Source organism: Edaphobacter modestus, from assembly GCF_004217555.1.
GTDB lineage: Bacteria > Acidobacteriota > Terriglobia > Terriglobales > Acidobacteriaceae > Edaphobacter > Edaphobacter modestus.
The window spans coordinates 4,762,481-4,780,628 of the sequence record NZ_SHKW01000001.1; the positions used below are offsets into that span (position 1 = coordinate 4,762,481).

General features: G+C 60.5%; 16 protein-coding genes. 8 read left to right on the top strand and 8 right to left on the bottom strand.

The features are described from left to right. The first annotated feature begins 2 nt into the window (after positions 1-2). The 3 genes from BDD14_RS20115 to BDD14_RS20125 all read left to right on the top strand — a co-directional run bounded on the left by BDD14_RS20115 (position 3) and on the right by BDD14_RS20125 (position 2,523). The gene (locus BDD14_RS20115; RefSeq protein WP_130420620.1) at positions 3-1,004 is read left to right on the top strand and encodes an MBL fold metallo-hydrolase; all 1,002 of its coding nucleotides are present in this window, start codon (positions 3-5) and stop codon (positions 1,002-1,004) included. A gap of 112 nt (positions 1,005-1,116) precedes the next feature. Next, positions 1,117-1,608, top strand: coding sequence for a hypothetical protein (locus BDD14_RS20120; RefSeq protein WP_242618081.1), 492 nt, complete (start codon positions 1,117-1,119; stop codon positions 1,606-1,608). Positions 1,609-1,710: 102 nt separating this feature from the next. Continuing rightward, positions 1,711-2,523, top strand: a complete 813-nt coding sequence (locus tag BDD14_RS20125) for a rhomboid family intramembrane serine protease (RefSeq protein WP_130420622.1) — start codon at positions 1,711-1,713, stop codon at positions 2,521-2,523. A 42-nt stretch (positions 2,524-2,565) separates the two neighbouring features. On the opposite strand, the gene BDD14_RS20130 is transcribed toward BDD14_RS20125, so the two are convergent. The 3 genes from BDD14_RS20130 to fabG form a co-directional block, all read right to left on the bottom strand. After that, complete coding sequence (locus BDD14_RS20130) at positions 2,566-3,015, bottom strand: helix-turn-helix domain-containing protein (protein ID WP_341273315.1); 450 nt, start codon at positions 3,013-3,015, stop codon at positions 2,566-2,568. 131 nt (positions 3,016-3,146) lie between these two features. Continuing rightward, on the bottom strand, positions 3,147-3,644 hold the full coding sequence (locus BDD14_RS20135) for a GNAT family N-acetyltransferase (RefSeq protein ID WP_130420624.1): 498 nt from the start codon (positions 3,642-3,644) through the stop codon (positions 3,147-3,149). A 17-nt stretch (positions 3,645-3,661) separates the two neighbouring features. Then, positions 3,662-4,408 carry a 3-oxoacyl-[acyl-carrier-protein] reductase gene (gene fabG / locus BDD14_RS20140; protein WP_130420626.1) on the bottom strand — a complete coding sequence of 249 codons (747 nt, stop codon included), beginning with the start codon at positions 4,406-4,408 and terminating at the stop codon, positions 3,662-3,664. Positions 4,409-4,497: 89 nt separating this feature from the next. Between fabG and BDD14_RS20145 the strand changes: the two genes are divergently transcribed. From BDD14_RS20145 to recA, 3 genes are all read left to right on the top strand, one after another. Then, on the top strand, positions 4,498-6,081 hold the full coding sequence (locus BDD14_RS20145) for an FAD-dependent thymidylate synthase (protein ID WP_130420628.1): 1,584 nt from the start codon (positions 4,498-4,500) through the stop codon (positions 6,079-6,081). A gap of 97 nt (positions 6,082-6,178) precedes the next feature. Next, positions 6,179-6,931 (top strand): dienelactone hydrolase family protein, encoded by a 753-nt coding sequence (locus BDD14_RS20150; protein WP_130420630.1) that lies wholly within the window; start codon positions 6,179-6,181, stop codon positions 6,929-6,931. Between the two features lie 119 nt (positions 6,932-7,050). After that, complete coding sequence (gene recA, locus BDD14_RS20155; RefSeq protein WP_130420632.1) at positions 7,051-8,127, top strand: recombinase RecA; 1,077 nt, start codon at positions 7,051-7,053, stop codon at positions 8,125-8,127. A gap of 112 nt (positions 8,128-8,239) precedes the next feature. On the opposite strand, the gene BDD14_RS20160 is transcribed toward recA, so the two are convergent. The 3 genes from BDD14_RS20160 to BDD14_RS20165 are packed head-to-tail and all read right to left on the bottom strand — an operon-like array spanning position 8,240 to position 10,135. Continuing rightward, positions 8,240-8,998: a Spy/CpxP family protein refolding chaperone gene (locus BDD14_RS20160; RefSeq protein WP_165420173.1), complete on the bottom strand. Its 759-nt coding sequence runs from the start codon at positions 8,996-8,998 to the stop codon at positions 8,240-8,242. Position 8,999: 1 nt separating this feature from the next. After that, positions 9,000-9,539, bottom strand: coding sequence for an anti-sigma factor (locus tag BDD14_RS31965; protein WP_165420174.1), 540 nt, complete (start codon positions 9,537-9,539; stop codon positions 9,000-9,002). Next, complete coding sequence (locus BDD14_RS20165) at positions 9,536-10,135, bottom strand: RNA polymerase sigma factor (RefSeq protein ID WP_130420636.1); 600 nt, start codon at positions 10,133-10,135, stop codon at positions 9,536-9,538. Before BDD14_RS20165 ends, BDD14_RS31965 begins: the two co-directional genes overlap by 4 nt. 122 nt (positions 10,136-10,257) lie before the next feature. Here BDD14_RS20165 and coaD point away from each other — a divergent pair, with 122 nt between their 5' ends. Next, the gene (coaD, locus tag BDD14_RS20170; protein ID WP_130420638.1) at positions 10,258-10,749 is read left to right on the top strand and encodes a pantetheine-phosphate adenylyltransferase; all 492 of its coding nucleotides are present in this window, start codon (positions 10,258-10,260) and stop codon (positions 10,747-10,749) included. 114 nt (positions 10,750-10,863) lie between these two features. Here coaD and BDD14_RS20175 read toward each other — a convergent pair whose 3' ends face one another. Both BDD14_RS20175 and BDD14_RS20180 read right to left on the bottom strand, forming a co-directional pair. After that, entirely contained in the window at positions 10,864-12,984 is a 2,121-nt protein-coding gene (locus BDD14_RS20175) for an outer membrane protein assembly factor BamB family protein (protein WP_278045494.1), read from the bottom strand. A 34-nt stretch (positions 12,985-13,018) separates the two neighbouring features. Then, positions 13,019-14,287, bottom strand: coding sequence for a DUF2264 domain-containing protein (locus BDD14_RS20180; RefSeq protein ID WP_242618082.1), 1,269 nt, complete (start codon positions 14,285-14,287; stop codon positions 13,019-13,021). Between the two features lie 397 nt (positions 14,288-14,684). Here BDD14_RS20180 and BDD14_RS20185 point away from each other — a divergent pair, with 397 nt between their 5' ends. Continuing rightward, on the top strand, positions 14,685-18,113 hold the full coding sequence (locus tag BDD14_RS20185) for a TonB-dependent receptor (protein ID WP_130420642.1): 3,429 nt from the start codon (positions 14,685-14,687) through the stop codon (positions 18,111-18,113). Positions 18,114-18,148 lie beyond the last annotated feature (35 nt).

An 18,148-nucleotide genomic window follows, 5' to 3' on the forward strand; every position in this document is an offset into this window, starting at 1 on the left:
CCATGATGCGTATGACGGTGCTAGCTTCCGGGTCCAAGGGGAACAGCGCGGTCATCTCTTCTTCAAGAACGCGGGTTCTGGTGGATGCGGGACTTTCCTGCCGCGAGCTGATGAAGCGCATGGTGCTGGCGGGGGAGGATCCGGCGGCACTCGACGCGATCCTGATCACGCATGAGCATCAGGACCACGTGGCGGGGCTTGGAGTCCTGGCACGAAAGCTTGGAGTTCCGGTCTACCTTACGGAGCCGACGCATCGCGCCTGGGTTCGCATGCTGACGCCGCGCACGACGATGTCGTATGCGCAGTGGCTCGACCATGTGCAGCGGGAGAAGGAAGCACGGGCCCATGCCGCGTCAGCCGTCTCTGCCGACGCCGAGCCGGGACTCTGTGACAGCATGTCGGCGGCAGTCGAGTCTTCCTCGAGCAGCCCAGACTCCGCAGAGCCGGAGGAGCAGGAGCTGGAGGCGGCGCAGAAGCCCTCCGCGAAGGCCGACCCGACCTATCTTCCTGCCGTGGAGTATTTTCGCTCGGGCAGCCAGTTCTCGATCGGCGATATCGAAATCACTCCCTTCACCATTCCGCACGACGCAGCCGATCCGTGCGGCTTCGTCTTCGCGTCGGAGGGAGTCCGCATGGCGGTGGCGACCGATCTTGGCTATATGCCGCCGAACGTCAAGACCGCGCTGAAGCGGATCGACGTTCTGCTGCTGGAGTCCAACCACGATCTGGAGATGCTGAAGGACGGTCCTTATCCGTGGAGCGTCAAGCAGCGCGTGCTCTCGCGCGTGGGCCATCTCTCCAATCTGGCCACGGCCGAGTTTCTGGAGCGGGACTACGACGGCGCGGCAGCCTACATCGTGCTGGGACATCTGTCGGAGTCGAATAATGCACCGGAGCTGGCCCGGCTTTCGGCCGAACAGGCGCTGATGAACCATCCGACGTTGCTTGGAAACCGCATTTTGCTGGCGGAGCAGACCGCTCCGCTGGCCCCGATCTCTTTGTAGATAAAGGAGATTTTGCAATCAGTGAAGCGCAGTGTTGGCGGGGCAGCTACCTCTGGATCAAATCTTTTCGCTGCTCCCGGCTATCAAACACGGTAGAATGAAGTCTGAAAAGATGATGAAAAGATTTGCCTCAAAATCAGGAGATGGCCGTCACGATCGCTCCGCCCGCTGCAACGATCAGGTTGTGGGCGCGATTCTCTCCGGCTGGCGTTACGATATCTCCGGTCTTTCGCCGGCTATGCGAACGGACTATGAACAACATTTTGCCGAGTGCAGCCATTGCAGACACCGTCAGAGGGTGGCTCGGACGATCGATGTTCTGCTGATCTCGGTCAGCACGCTGTCGATTGTTGCCTTCCTTCTTGCCGCGGTGATTATCCACCGGGTTGAGCTCATCACCCATATCGGCAAGGTTGAGCTTCACCTTTACCAGGCGCACGCCGTGGCGATTTCGCTCGAGGCGGTTGCGGTCACCGGACTGGTGCTCTCTACGCTTCTGTGGGTTCTGGTCGCTGTCGCCACCCCGCTTCCGGGATTCCTGGGCGAAATCGTTCAGCAGCGGATCCCATCCGATCTTCGCAACCGCTTTACCAAGGCAGCCTGACCTTTGCGGGAATCCAAGGAAGGAGGGCCAATCGAGCCCTCCTTTCCTATTGCGCTTCTCTTCGCCGCGGCTCGGCATTTGGTAACCTGAAGGAACGACCTCATGTCCTCCTCACATCAGCCTGAAGGCGAGATCCTTCCGTCTGGCGATCCGCCGGGCGCTTATATCGCGGAAGATATTCCGGCTCCGCGCCGCCGCACGCGCAGCATCCTGTCAGCACCGGGAACCTATGTTCTGCTCGGAATCAACTGCGCCGTTTTTCTGTGGATGATTCTTCATGGAGTCGACCCGGCTTCGCCGACCCCGGCACAGCTGATTCACTTTGGAGGCAATGTGCCTGCACTGGTGCTGCATGGGCAGTGGTATCGGCTGCTGAGCGCCACCTTTGTGCATGTGGGGCTTATCCATCTGCTCACGAACATGTGGTGCCTGTGGAATCTGGGGCTGCTGGGAGAGCCGCTGCTGGGGCCGTGGGGCATGATCGCGGTCTACATGCTGACCGGTGTGGCGGGCAATCTTCTGAGCCTGCTGGTCAACATCGTGATGCGCGACTTCGTCTCGGTGGGAGCGGGAGCCTCGGGAGCCGTCTTCGGGATCGCGGGAATCCTGATTGTCCTGCTCTCCAATCGCAAGCTTCCCATTCCCACCCTCGAACTGCATCGCCTTCGCCGCTCCGTGATCCAGTTTGCGGGGCTCAATCTTGTGATCGGGCTGGCGACGGTTGTGCTGCCGCTGATCCGCATCGACAACTCGGCGCACGTTGGCGGGTTTCTCTCGGGCCTCGCGCTGGGCGTCCCCCTTGTTCCGAGGATGACCAGCGGCCGGGCACGCTATCTGACGCGACAGAAACTTACTTTCGCGGTTGCAGCGCTGATGCTCGCGCTCTTCGGCCACTGGATCGCCAACCTGCGGTAAACAAACGTAGTCAGATCCGAGATCACGAAAGCAGATTCTTGATTAGGTGAGGGCGGTCTGGGAGAACTTTCGGACCATCGCCAGCAGCAGCCGGCGATCACTCTCTCCCAGGTTTGCCGAATAACGCTGCACCTGAGTGAGGAAGCGGATCTCGTCCTCGTTGAGGTGGAGCGACGACATCTCCTTGCTGACGATCTCCTCGGCAAAGAACTCGGCCAGTTGCAGGTCGAGCGCGCGGGCGATCTTCTGCAAGGTCTCTAGGGAAGGGACGGTGTGGCCGTTTTCCACGCGCGACAGATAGCAGCGCAGAAGTCCGGTCCGTTTTTCGATGTCGCCCTGCGACATCCCTTTTTGGAGCCGGTAGCTTCGGATCGTATTCCCGATATTCAATGCAATGGAAAGAGCCTCGGTGGGCTCATTTTCTAACTCGGCAGAAAGTGTTTGCATGGTGGCCATTAGCCACAAAGTAAACACCCTGGGAGCGGTGGTCAATCCCTATCTTTCAGTCCTGTCGGTACTTGTACCAGCGGAGGTTCGTCTGCATGGAGATGGAGCGATGACCTGAAGTTTTACTTGAACCCCAGGCTCTGGAGGAATCTATTTCGGCAACAGACTTTTTCTGGTTATCGGACGTTACCGAGGGGGCGGTGGAAGAACTCCACACCCGGGAGGGGATTCTGGTTGTAGCGTTCGATGGGCACGAAGCCGAGGCTGGCGTACAAGCGGCCTGCCTCCGGCATGGCTGCCGGCACGGTATCGAGATAGATGGACTGAAATCCCTGAATCGTGGCCCAGGCTATGGCCTGCTCGACGAGTCGCCGACCGAGACGGAGGCCACGGAAGCCGGAGGCGACCCAGAGACGCTTCATCTCGCAGGCTCGGTGATCCTGGACGATCTCCCTGAGGGCGACGCACCCGGCGGGGATGCCGTCGACTTCGGCCAGAAGGATTGCAGTGTAGCCTTCGGGGAGGTTCTGGAGCTCCTGCTCATAGCCGGTGAGACAGATGCTTGCGGCTCCGGAGGGACTGTTGGCGAGATAGTCGCCGTATTCCCGCATCAGGCGGCGCACAGCGAGGATGTCTTCCTCGCTGCGGGCCTCTTTGAGCGCGATGGTCGGCATTTTGAATCCTGGGGCTCTCAGCCCATGTGCATTCCACCGTTCACGTCGAGGGTGTGACCGGTGATGTAGGCGGCCTCGTCCGAGGCGAGAAACGCGACGGCGTAGGCGACCTCGGCGTCGGTTCCGACGCGGCCGAGCGGGATGTACTGAGCGTTCATCTTCTTCTGTTCTTCGGTGAGGACGGCGGTCATCGCGGTTTCGATGTAGCCGGGCGCAACGGCATTAACGGTGATGGTGCGGCTGGCCAGCTCGCGGGCAAGAGACTTGGTCATGCCGATGAGGCCGGCCTTCGAGGCGGCGTAGTTGGCCTGTCCTGCCTGCCCCATCTGTCCTACGACCGAGGTGATGTTGATGATCCTTCCCCAGCGGTTCTTGACCATCGAGGACATGACGGCCTGCGAGAGCAGGAAGGCTCCGGTGAGGTTGGTGGTGAGGACGTCGTCCCAGTCGGCGCGCTTCAGGCGCAAGGAGAGCATGTCGCGGGTGATGCCGGCATTGTTGACGAGGATCTCGACCTTGCCGAAGTGTCCGATAATGGCTTTGGCGCCGCTCTTGATGGATTCCTCGCTGGCGACGTCGAGCCCAAAGGCCTTTGCGGTTCCACCGGCGGAGGTAATCTCAGCTTCGACTGCGGACAGCTTTTCAATGTTCCTTGCTGCGAGAGCGACGTGCGCTCCTCGCCGAGCCAGTTCGAGGGCTACAGCTCGCCCGATTCCCTGCGAAGCTCCTGTAACCAATGCGATGCGATTGCCGAGAGTGCTCATGAACCTCCGTTAAGACGTACAGACCGCATTATACGAGCGCACGGGGTGCGTTACGGGCTCGGTTCCCATAACGTATTCTGAGGTTCATCATGTCTGGCGACGAGAAGAATCTTTCCTCCCCTAACCCTGCAGCGGCACCTGGCGAAACCGACGTCTACGCGATCCATGGAGCGGATCCCGAGGTTCTCGCTTATGCTATGGCGAAGTATTCACGCTCCGCATTGAGCATGAAGGAGTCGCTGGTCGAGATCAGCGCGCAGCGCGCCGAACAGTTTTTGAACACCTTCTACTTTCAATATGGCCATCGCTCGATCGCCGATCTTGCGCACATTCCGTTTGCCATCGAGAGGCTGAGCCTGCTTGCGGCGATCGAGCTGGTCGATGAGCAGCGATGGGATGGACAGGAGCGGTCCACGCGCTACCAGGATTTTCGGCGCTCGGGATGGTACACCCCCGAGCTGGGGGAAAAGACGCCGGTCTTTACCGCGGCGATCGAGGCGATGTTCAAGGCCTACCAGCAGGTGGGGGCGGGGATGCTGGAGGCTCTGAAAGGGGCGATTTCGCGGCCGGAGGAGATGAAGGCCGAGGCGTATGAGCGCACGCTGAAGGCTCGGGCGTTCGATGTGGCTCGCTACCTTTTGCCGTTGGCGACGAATACGTCGCTGGGCCAGATCGTCAATGCGCGCACGTTGGAGACGCAGGTGTCGCGGCTACTGACCAGCCCGTTTGCGGAGGTGAGGCAGATCGGGGAGAAGCTGCGCAAGGCGGCGACTGAGCCCGCGTGGAATGTCAATCACGGCGACGCCGAAGTGCTGTGCGAGGAGATCGGCTCGGTCGACGGTGAGTGTGGCGCGCGGGCAAAGGGGTTCCTGATGCGGCAGGTAAAGACGGCGCCGACGCTGGTGAAGTACGCGAATCCGAACCCGTATCTCGATCAGAGCCGAAGGGAACTTGCCGCAGCGGCGGCGGAGTTGATGGGGAGCCAGCCGATTGAGCTTGCGCCTGTGGTCGATCTGCTGGATGACGAGGAGCCGCTGGAGGTTGAGCTTGCGACCTCGCTGCTCTATTCCAATTGCCACTACTCCTATCGGCAGTTGCGTTCGAATGTGGCTGCGCTGACGGGGCAGCGGCGTGACGAGCTGATTGCGCTGGGAACGAAGCATCGTGGCAGACATGATGAGCTGCTGCGCGCGTTCAGCGCGGGACGGGGATTCCGCTTCGACATTCTGATGGATATAGGAGGCTTCCGCGACATGCACCGGCATCGGCGCTGTGTGCAGTTGCTGCAGCCGTTTACGGATGCGCATGGCTACGAGGAGCCGGTCTGCCCCGGTCAGCCAACCTTGGCCGAGGCTGGGCTTGAGGCCGAATACAAGGCGGCGATGGATGCGGCGTTTGCGGCGTATCGCGCGCTGCGGGATTCGGGAGTGACTGAGGCAGCGCAGTCGGCTCAGTATTGCCTTCCGCTGGGGACGCGATGCCGTGCGATGTTCAAGATGGACTTTGCGGAGGCACTGTATATCTCGGAGCTGCGCTCGGGGGTCGCGGGGCACTTCAGCTACCGGCGCGTGGCGTGGGAGATGTACAAGGCGGTTGAGGCCCGACATCCGGCGCTGGCGAGCCATTTCCGGATCGAGGATGTGAACGAGCCGGTGGACCTGCTGAGACGATAGGTGAGAAAGCCATGGATCGTTGGGATGTTAGTGCGCAATAAGCTGTCACCCATCACAAGCTGATTTATCAGCACACGGAGTTTGCAAAAGGAGTCACATGGTCCTCAAAGACGACCTCGTACAGGACATTCCCACCGCCAACGGCCCGATGCGGACGTATTTCTTCCACCCCGCTGTTGAAGGCGCGCAGTTCCCCGGCATCATTCTTTATTCGGAGATCTTTCAGATGACCGGCCCTATTCGCCGCTTCGCCACGTTCCTCGCGGGGCATGGCTATCTGGTTGCGGTGCCCGAGGTCTACCACGAGCTTGAGCCTGCTGGCACGGTACTCGCCTATGATCAAGCCGGCTCCGACAAGGGCAACTATGACAAATACGCGAAGGATCTGTCTGCCTACGACGACGACGCGCGCTCGCTGCTCGGTCACATGGCCACGATGCCGCAGTGCAACGGGCGGCTGGGCGTGGTCGGCATCTGTCTCGGAGGCCATATCGCCTTTCGCGCTGCAATGAATCCCGAGGTGCGCGCCGCAGTCTGTTTCTACGCGACCGACATCCACTCGGGTACGCTCGGCGCCGGCAAGAAGGACGATTCGCTCGCCCGCGCCTCCGAGATCAAGGGCGAGCTGCTCCACATCTGGGGGCGCCAGGATCCACACGTTCCCCTCGAAGGCCGACGCAAGCTGCTTGCGCGCCTCGACGAAGTGCAAGCCAATTACCAGTGGATCGAGGTCAACGGCGCCCATGCCTTCATGCGCGACGAAGGCTACCGCTACGACCCTGAGCTCGAACACCAGCTCAAAAGCATGATGCTCTCTGTCTTCCACCGTAAACTGGCGCTCAGTCTATAAGCATCGCAGGAACTTGACCCCAGACCATCGAAGATGACACCAAGTCTATTCGCTTTTTATTTGCCTCTCCGTCTTTAAATGCTAGAATCCGTTTTGATGTTATCCCGAGGAGAAATCACGTGGCAGATGACCGCAACAAGGCAATAGAGACAGCGCTTTCACAGCTTGAAAAGCAGTTTGGCAAGGGCTCGATTATGAGGCTCGGAGCCAAGGAGGCGATTGTCCCGATCTCGGTCATCTCCACCGGTTCGATCTCGTTCGATGCGGCGCTTGGAGTAGGCGGCGTTCCGCGTGGGCGCGTTGTGGAGATCTTCGGCCCTGAGTCGTCGGGCAAAACAACGATCACGTTGCAGATCATCGCCGAGGCCCAGAAGGCCGGTGGCCTCGCGGCCTTTGTGGATGCCGAGCATGCGCTTGACCCGGCCTATGCCAAAAAACTGGGTGTAGACACGGACAATCTGCTGGTGAGCCAGCCGGACTACGGCGAGCAGGCTCTTGAGATCGTGGAGGCGCTGGTGCGCTCGGGAGCGATCGATGTGCTTGTGGTCGACTCGGTGGCGGCATTGGTGCCGAAGGCTGAACTCGACGGCGAGATGGGCGATTCGCACATGGGACTTCAGGCAAGACTGATGAGCCAGGCCCTGCGGAAACTGACCGGAACCGTCGCGAAGTCCCGAACCTGCCTGATCTTCATCAACCAGATCCGCGACAAGATCGGCGTGATGTTCGGAAACCCCGAGACGACGACCGGAGGCCGCGCGCTGAAGTTCTACTCCTCGGTTCGCATCGACATTCGCCGCATCGGAGCGGTGAAGGAGGGCGATGTCATTACCGGGTCGCGCACCAAGGTCAAGATCGTCAAGAACAAGGTTGCGGCTCCGTTCCGTGATGCCGAGTTCGACATTCTGTACGGCGAAGGTATCTCGCGGGAGGGTGACGTGCTGGACCTGGCAGTGCTTCACAACGTCGTCGAGAAGAGCGGCGCATGGTACAGCTACTCTGGCGAGCGCATCGGACAGGGACGCGAGAATGTTCGCGGCTTCCTGAAGGAAAATAAGGATGTTTTTGGCCGCATCGATGCTGAGGTTCGCAAGAAACTGGGCATCTCCGCGATAAGCGGAGAGGTCGAAGTTCCGGCTGTTCCGGTGAATGGCGCGGCCGCCGCAACCGAAGTGGTGAAGGGCAAGCGATCCTAGATTCAGTCGCTAGCTACAAGTTTAAAAAGAAGGCCTTCGCTACGGCGAGGGCCTTCTTTTTTCTGCTTCAAGTCTTCGTTGTCGAGCAGAAGAGGCGATGGGGTTTCGGCTCTCAACGGTCAAGATCGACATCGGGCGAGGGTATCTGGAGGTCAAGCTCCGGGCCGTCCTGGGGTATGCCGCCGATGACAATTCCAACCTCCGGGCCGGGATCGGGAAGGGGAGGAAGATTGAGCAGGCTGAGCGGACCGCCGGGGTTGACCTTGAGAGTTGCGGGGCCGGGGCCCTTAGGGCCAAAGCCCGGACCCTCGGGTCTGCCTTGGAAGTGGAACATGAAGCGCTGGTTGTCGCGCAGCTCAGCCTGCAACTTGGTCCACTGGTCGGCGGAGAGGACGCCGCGGATGCCGAGGAGCATGCGAGCGTTGGCTTTTTCTAGTTCGGCGCGGGCGCTGGCGACGCGGTCGATCTGGGAAAGAACCTTGTTGGTGTCGGGAGGATTGGCGGAGAGCATGGGTTCGAGCATGACCTCCTGTTTTTCGACGTTGGCCTTGAGGTCGATGAGCTGGAGCCGGCTCTGCTGGAAGATGTCGTCCATGCGCTTCTGCTGGTCGGAGGTGAGGGAGATCTTCTGGGCGATGTCGGGATTCTTCCACCAGATGCCGGGAGGAGCGATGCGCAGTTCGGGACGCATTCCGGGCTCCCCTGGACCGACGACGCGATAGTTGAAGTCGCGAGTCCTGGCGCGCGGCGCCGTCCTTACGACATCGGCGGGCGGTGCGGCAGGGGGGGGTGGCTGCGGCTGCTGGGAGCGGGCGGGAAGGCCACAGAGAAGTGCAAGAGAGGCAGAGGCAAAGATTTGATTGCGGGTCATATTAGTTCTTCCTTGAGATGGAGTCGGTCTGGTTGAAGCGGCCGGCGGTGGGGTCGGCGAGCGGCTGCATGGGCGAAGGGATGGAGGAGGAGAGAGTCTGATTGACCTCCTCCAGGAGGGCTTCATCCCCGATGGGATTGGATGGCTGCGAGGTTGCTGCAGTGACGGGATGGGCTGGGTTCGAGGACGAATGGTCGCGAATCGCAAAAGGGATTGCGGCTGCAAGAAGAAGCGCAGCGGTCGCAAGAAGCCACCCAGCTCTCCGACGAAAGGGAGCAAAAGGGAAAGAGGCCGGAAGGGGGGGCAGCGTCCAGGAACGGCTGGCCGCGTTATGGCCGGCCCAGGCCGTGGTGGCGGAATGGAAGCGTGCAAGGGGCTGGCGGATGGAGGCGAACTCGTCGGCGCAGGCTGGGCAGTCGCGAAGGTGTTCGCGGAGACGCTCAAGCTGGGGCGAGGTCTCCTCGGGCGTAGCGATCAGGAGATCGCAGAGCTGTTGATGGGTCAGGTGGATATGAGGGCTCATCTGGGTATGGAGGCTCATCGGGGTTTCCTTGAGAGTTCTGCGTGGCGTTCACGGATGCGGGTCAGCGCACGATAGAGATGGCTTTTGACGGTGCTGAGGGGGATGCCGGTGACGGAGACGATCTCGGACAGCTCCATCTCCTCGACGAAGCGGAGGAGGAAGATGGTGCGCTGGCGGGAAGAGAGGGTAGAGACGGTCTGCCAGAGGATGGCGACCTGCTCGGTAGCGATGAGGCGGGACTCGGCGGGGGAGTCGGGGTGGGGGAGGAAGGCGGCGATGTCGGCTGGATCGATGGTCTGGGCGGAGACGCGGCGCCAGAAGCGGAAGCGATCGGTCCGGGTGTGATCGCGGACGAGGTTGAGGGCGATGCGGGTGAGCCAGGTGGCGATGGAGCAGTCGCCGCGGAAGGTGGAGCGGGAGTTCCAGGCGCGGAGAAAGGTCTCCTGGGTGAAGGTCTCGGCGAGATCGGCATCGCGGAGCGAAGCGAGGAGGAAGCGGAAGACGCGGGGGCGATGGATTTCGATGACGGCGGCGAGGTCGTCGAAGGGCGTGGAGAGGACGGCGGCCTGGGAGGCTTCGGAGACGAGGTCCGTGGCTAGAGCTTTGGTGGACATGCGTTGACCGCAGGCTGGAGCGAAGACGCTTTCGCCTGGATACCAGAACAGACGGGACCTGGCGGGTAAGGACTACATCCAGACCAGATATTTTTCGCCGGGACAGGATATGCTGCTTTGGAATGCATACGGTAAAGGCTATCTATCCGGGCACGTTCGACCCGCTGACGAACGGCCACCTCGACCTGATCGCGCGAGGGGCGAAGATTGTGGACCACCTGGTGGTGGCGATTCTGCGCAACTCGGAGAAGGATACCCCCCTGTTCACGGTTTCGGAGCGGGTGGAGATGATTACGGAGACGACCCGGGGTGTGGGGAATGTCTCGGTGGCGACCTTTGATGGGCTGCTGGTGGATTTTTGCAGGCAGCAGGGGGCGAAGGCGGTGCTGCGGGGGATCCGGGCGATCTCCGACTACGAGTACGAGTTTCAGATGGCGATGATGAATCGCAAGCTGGACCCGGAGCTGGAGACACTGTTCATGATGCCGGCAGAGAAGTACACGTATGTGAGTTCGCGGCTGATCAAGGGCGTATTTGAGCTGGGGGGCGATGTTTCGTCGCTGGTGCCTCCTCTTGTAGTGGAGCGGCTGAAGGCTAAGGTTGCAGGGCGATGAGGATGGCGTTCGCTATCGATGACATGGAGATGGAAGGCTATGACAGATTCCCGAATGCGCAGGTCTGCGGCTTTCCCTGCTTCCGTCAACACGCATGAGGAAGCATTGTCCTGCTCACTCGGGTAGCGCGAAGGCGACATAGACTCCTCCGATGGCGCCGCGTGGGTTCAGGCTGGAGCCTCCGGCGGCGATGACGAGATACTGGCGGCCGTTGACCTGATAGGTGATGGGCGTGGCGTTGCCGGCGAAGGGGAGGGTGGCTTCCCAGAGCAGTTTGCCGGTGGTCTTGTCGAAGGCGCGGATCTTGTGGTCGAAGTTGGTAGCCGCGATGAAGAGCAGGCCGCCGGCGGTGACGGTGGGACCTCCGTAGTTCTCGCTTCCGGTGTCGGGAAGGCCCTGGGCGGCGAGCTCGGGATATTGGCCGAGGGGAATCTTCCATAGATATATTCCGGTGACCAGGTCGAGAGCGTTGAGGGTTCCCCATGGCGTGGCGGTGGCGGGATAGCCGTCGGGGTCGTTGAAGCGACGATAGCCAGTCATGGTGTATTGCGCGGCGGAGTCGTGGGTTTTGGACCCGGCGGGTGGTGCGGTGGCGGACTGTTCCTCTGGGGTGGGGGGAGGGTCGGTCGGGGTGGCGAGGTAGGTGAGGAGCTCGGTGAGGGGCTTGCCCTGAAGGGGGATGGCTGGCATGCGTCCGCGGCCGTCGTGGATGGCGGCGGTGATCTCGGCGGAGGTGAGGCGCTGGGTGATGCCGAGCAGCGAAGGGAAGGCCGGAGCCGAGCCCTGGCGGTGGTCGCCGTGGCAGACGCTGCACTGGGAGAGATAGGTTGCGCGTCCGGGCGAGTCGCCGGTGTGGACTGCGAGGGCTCCCATGGAGGCGTAGTTGTTGGCGTTGATGTAGAGGATGCCGGTTTGGGGATCGAGGGCGGGACCTCCCCACTCGGCGCCACCCTCGAAGCTGGGGGTGACGAGAGTGTCTTTGCCGACGCTGAGAGGAACGAACTGGCCGTCGTTGCGCATCTCGCGAAGGCGGTTCACGGCCCAGGCGTGTGCCTCGGGTGTGCGCTGGGTGAGGGTGTCCTCGGTGACGGCCTGGGGGGCGAAGGGTTCGGGCTGGAGCGGGTAGGGCTGGGTCTTTGCGGCGATCTCGCCGGGCGTGGGGCTGGTGAGAGCTGGACGTTCTTCGATGGGGAAGAGTGACTTGCCGGTAGTGCGGTCGAAGAGGTAGAGCGTGCCCTGCTTGGTGGTCTGGGCGATGGCGGGGACGAGCTTACCGCCGCGTTTGATGGAGACGAGGATAGGGGCGGCGGGGAAGTCGCGGTCCCAGAGATCGTGATGGACTCCCTGGAAGTGCCAGAGGCGTTTGCCGGTGGCGGCATCGAGCGCGAGGAGCGTGTTGGCGTAGAGGTTATCGCCGAGGCGGGAGACTCCGTAGAAGTCGGGCACGGCGGAGCCGGTGGGGACATAGACGATGCCCCGCTCGGCGTCGACCGCCATTCCGGCCCAGTTGTTGGCGGAGCCTGCAGTCTTCCAGGCGTCAGGGGGCCAGGTCTCGTAGCCGGGTTCTCCGGGATGAGGGATGGTGTGGAAGGACCAGCGGAGCGCGCCGGTGTGGACGTCGAAGGCGCGGATATCGCCGGGCGGGGCGGGCAGGGTTTCGGGAGTGCGGCCCCCGACGATGATGAGGTCTTTGTAGAGCACGCCGGGAGTCGTGAGGGCAATGGACTGGAGTTGAGGGTCGCGTCCAAGGCCTTCGCGCAGGTCGATGCGGCCATCGTGCCCAAAGGTGGGGATGGGTCTGCCGGTGGCAGGGTCGAGGGCATAGAGAAAGTTTGCGATTCCTGCGAGGAGACGTTTGTCGTTGCCGGATCTCCCTCCGCTCCAGAGAGTGATGCCGCGATTGGGGCCGGTGGCTTTGACGCCGGCGTCGAACTTCCAGCGCAGGTTGCCGGTGGCGGCGTCGAGGGCGATGACCTTCTGGCTGGGCGTGTAGGCGTAGAGGATGCCGTCCACGACGATCGGCGTGGTTTCGAGGCCGCCGGATTCGTTGGTCTGGAAGGTCCATGCGACCTTGAGCCGCGAGACGTTGGAGCGGTTGATCTGCTGGAGCGTGGAGTAGTGGGAGTTACCGGGAGAGGCTCCGATGTTGGGCCAGTTTGCGTGAGCTGCATCCTGCGGGGCGGCGCGGAGGGCCAGCAGGAGTGGAATGGATGCGAAGAACCTGAATTTCCTCATCGGCGACATGATACCGGGCAGAAGGAATGGATTCTTATGCGGAAGATGCGTGATCGGCAGGGACGTCTTCGCCGCCCCATATCTTTGCCTCGGTCCAAGGCTTTGCCGGTCCTGACCAGAAGACGTCGCTTGAGGGGAGGCCGAGGGGCAGCCATGCGGCGGCGCAGAGGTACAGGCTTCCGGTGGAGATGTAGGTCTCGCCCATCGCAGGCTGATGGCCGGAGAAGCCGATGGTAAGCCAGCCCTTCGCGTCGAAGGTTCCGGGCCGTTCGATCATGCGGCGCATGACCGCAGTGAGGGCACAGCGAACCTGTTCAGGAGAGACGGCGTCCGGCAGCTGCCTGCGGAGGCTGATGTCGCTGAGAAGGTGGAAGGCGCCGAATCGGTAGGTGAGGGATCGGCCAATGGCGGGAAAGGTGGCCTCGGGGCTGATCATTCTCTCCTGGATGGCGGCGTAGCGACGTGCGCGCTCGAGCACGACGGGTTTGAAGGCGCTCCACATGGCGGATTTGGCAGGGACGGTTTCAAGTATCTGCAGGAGCATGGGTTGAATGACGAAGCTGTTGTAGTAGTCCCAATGGAAGTGTGCGCCGTCGCCATAGGTTCCATCGCCGACGAACCATTCCTTGTGCATCTGGATGGCGTAGTCGACGCGGAGGGCGTCCCACCACTCACCCATGAAGCATAGGCCCGCTTCGACCATGGCGGAGAAGAGGAGCCAGTTGGATTGGCCGGGCAGGACCTGGCGGGTAGCCTGCAGGGCTTTGACGAGATTGGCACGGGTAGTGCGGTCGAGAGGCTCCCAGAGCTGCTTTGGCGCGCGGAGGATGCCCAGGACCAGAAATGCGGCGTCGACGACGGATTGAGGAGTCATTCCGAAGTTCATATAGTCGGGCGAGGCTGGATCGGTACCGTTGCGCAGGCCGGCGCGGGCCCATTCGCGATAACTTGCCTGCAGCGCAGCTTCGGATTTGTCTTCGACGGTGCTCTCGAGCCAGGGGGCGAGGCCGCTGAGGAGCCGTCCAAATGCCTCGAGGTGAGTGGATTTGCCGCGGTCCTGCTGGAGACCTCGAGCGGCTTCAACCGGCATGGTTGCGCGAAGCTGCGCCTTGCTGACAGCCTCGAGGACGGGATGAGAGACGCGACGCACGACGTCGATCCAGTAATGGCGGTCAGCGGGAACGACTGGGGCCGCCTGGGCCGCGGAGGCGGAAGCCGGGACAGCGGAGGCAGCGCCAACGGCAAGAGCGCCTTTGAGGAAGTGACGTCTCGAGGAGGAAGCGTTTTCGTGCGAGGTGGTCAAAGTGGAATCCATCCCTGTTGCGAACATTGCCACCATACTTCAGATCGATTCAAGACCACAACGAACGGTGAGTCACGAGATACGGCGTAACGCCCGGAGGGCATCCCCCATTGTGCGGAAGGAGAAGTCGATCTTTCGGATGGCATGGTGTGTCTTTCGATAGGAGCGGAATGACTAAAACGTAACAATTCTGGAATTTCGTACCTCAATCGCAAACAGAGAACCGCTTGACAAGGGTGCTCTTAAGACGAGTTAATGGCGCTCGCAATCAAAATCATCTTTGCGAAGCCCGGTAGCTGTTGCGACCGGGGGAAGGCAAGAGAGCTTCAAGGGGACTGCCGGTACAAGGCAGCTCTTATGAGATGCAAATGGTTCGATAACTTTGGGAGGTTGAGAGATGCAATACAGATTTTGCAAAATTTGGAGCATTCTACTGCTTGCGGTTGGGCTCGCTTTCTCTAGTCTGCCGGCACACGCGCAGAGCAGCTTCGGGCAGATCTCGGGGACGATTGTCGATCCGACAGGCGCGTCCGTTCCCGATGCGGCGGTCACCATCACCTCGATGAATACGCAGGCGAAGCGTACCGTCAATTCCGATCAGGACGGAAACTTCATCGCGACGAACCTGCCGATTGGCGTTTACTCGATCTCCGTAACGAAGGCCGGGTTTCAGACAGCGAAACAGTCCGATGTTTCCATCAGCGCGGACGCGAAGGTGACATCGAATTTCACGCTTCCCGTGGGGCAGGCTACCGAGACGGTCGAGGTTCAGGGTGGAGCGATCGAGTCACTGAATACGACCTCAGGTGAAGTGGCTCGCGTGATCGACTCCAAGCAGGTTGAGAATCTTGCCTTGAACGGTCGCAACTATACGCAGCTTCTAACCCTGGTTCCGGGTGCGGTGGTGACGAATCCCGACATCTTTGCGGTGACGACCTCGCTGGCTTCGACCAACCAGACGATCAATGGCAACCGATCCGATACGGGCAACTTGACCGTTGATGGCGCGTATAACCAGGTGGCCGGTTCCAATGGCTCTCTGATGAACAATGTGGGTCCTGATTTCATCCAGGAAGTGAAGATCGACACCTCCAATGCTTCGGCGGAGTTCGGTCGTACCTCGGGCCCGTCGTTCAACATCGTCACCAAGTCCGGCACCAACGCATTTCACGGTGGGGCGTTTGAGATCCTCCGCAACAACTACCTTGATGCCACGAACTACATTGCCAAACAGAAGACCCAGCTGATCTTCAACGACTTCGGGTTTTTTGTCGGCGGACCCATCATCAAGGACAAGCTGTTCTTCTTCGTCGGTGAAGAGTGGAAGCGTCTTCGCCAGCAGCTAACTGCCGCCAACTTTACTGTGCCGACCACCGCGATGTTGAACGGAGACTTTTCCGCCATCTGCACAACGGGATTTAACCCCAGCGGCGTTTGCACACCCGCTGCGGGTCAGACCTTCAGCCCGAATCAGCTCTACTATCCGGGAACCGCGACGCCTGTTCCGAACAACAACGTCTCATCGCTCATCACTCCGGACGGTCGTGCTATCGCCAATGTCTACAAGACTATCTCCGCTGCGGGTCTCAGCTTCCGTGATGGTGGCATTCCCAGCAACAACCTTACTCTGGCTCCGCCGAACCCCCTGAACTTTCATCAGGATCTGATCCGCATCGACTGGGTCATCAATCAGCATCACTCCCTCTATGGTCGTTGGATCCACGATCAGAACACGCTTACCGATCCATTTGGCACCTTCTCAAACGCCGGTATCCTGAATACGACGCCGACGATCCGTAACCGTCCCGGACAGAGCTACCTGCTCTCGTACACCTGGGCCGTCAGCTCCAATTTCATCAATCAGGCCCAGGTGAATGCCAGCTGGGCTGCGCAGCGCATCCCGCCTACAGGCGACAACTGGAAGCGTGAGACCTTTGGCTTCGAGTATGCGAAGATTTATCCGAACGTTGGCACGTATCCCAACGGCATTCCGCAGGTCAACATCACCGGATACGCTGGCATGCAGGGTCCTAATTTTGCCTTGCTGTCACCTTCAACGGATATTCAGGTGGCCGATACCATCACCTGGGTCAAGGGCAATCACACCATCAAGGCTGGCGCTGTCGTCATCCGTGACCGTGTTGACCAGAACGGTCGTGCCAACTACACCGGCACCGCGAACTTCCAGCCTGCCACCTGCACTGGTGGCAGAGCTTCCAATGCCAACACGACCTGCTATCCCCTTGCCGATTCTTTCCTCGGAAACTTCAACAGCTACTCCGAGGCCAGTGCAGACCCAATGGGGCACTTCCGCTTCACTCAGCCTGAGGCCTTTGCACAGGACTCGTGGAAAGCCACCCGGAGACTCAGCCTTGAGTTAGGACTTCGCTGGCAGGGTATCTTCCCCTGGTATACGCAGGGCAATAACATCTCGAACTTCGATCCAGCCGTCTACGCGGCTTCGACTCCAGTTACGCTTCTGCCCAATGGCAGAATCGACACGACAAAGGGTGGAAACCCCTATGCCGGACTTGTGCGTGCGGGTGATGGAGTTCCTGCTGACCAGCAGATTCGCGTACCCAACGTCAACACAGCTCTCTTTCCTCTCATTCCTGCTGGTGCACCCCGTGGCTTCTACAACATGCACGGCGCATTCGGGCCTCGTTTCGGGTTCGCCTACTCTGCGGATGAAAAGACTGTCATTCGCGGAGGTATCGGTATGTTCTTCTATCGTGCCCAGGGCAATTTGATCTTCAGCCAACTCAACATTGCGCCGTTCCTGTCTAACACCAACCTGGACTTCGGGAATCTCGCAACCTTGAACAGTGGAGCCGCTGCTGCAACTACGCAGGGAGGCATCAACGCTATAGACCCCCTTGCACACAACCCTTATACGTACCAGTACAGCCTCGGCGTGCAGCGCCAGGTGACACGCAACGTGCTACTGGAAATCAACTATGTAGGCAATGTGGCACACCGCCAGCTGGCCGGAACCGCCCCAAATATCAACTTCCCCAACCTGGGAGTTGTCGCTGCGAACAGAGTGGCCGGAATCACCAACACCAACTACTCCAATCCCTACAAGGGCTTTACTTCCATTGCCATGAACCGGTTCGCCTCCAACCTCAACTACAACTCGCTTCAGATCTTTGCATCGAAGCGTGCAGGCGTTGTCACGACCACCCTCGCCTATACTTTCTCGAAAGCTCTAGGCGACTCAAATGGCAACAACGCGACGCTTGAGAACTGGAGCAATCTCGGCTACAACTACGGTTCTCTCTCGAACGATCGTCGGCACGCCTTTGTCGCCACATTCGTCATTCAGGGACCGGCGTTCAATGGGCATAACTTCGTTGTACGTCAGACGATCGGAGGATGGCAGCTAAGCGGAGTTGCCCGTCTCCAGAGCGGACCCTATACCAATGTCCAGGCCGTCTCTGCCCTGGGCGTGGGTAACGTTCGTCCGAACTACACTCCAGGAGCCAAGATCCTTGCCAATAACCACGCCGGGATCAACGGCTACATCTGCGGTGCGGCGAGGTCGGGTTGCCCGAATCCGTTTACTGTTCCTACGGGCGCCAACTATGGCAATGCTCCCTACGCCGCCATACAGGCACCAGGACTGGCGCAGACCGACGCTACTCTGTCGAAGTTCTTTCCGATCACGGAACGTGTTCGCGTCAAGTTTCAGGCAGACGCCTTCAATGTCCTCAACCGGACGAACTTCAACGGCCTCAACCTGACGACCACTAACGCTAACTTCGGTACAATCTCCTCCTCCTTCCCCCCGCGGCAGTTGCAGCTGGGAATCAAGGTGCTGTTCTAGAAGAGCAAAATATCCGGTCAAACAAAGAGGAGCAG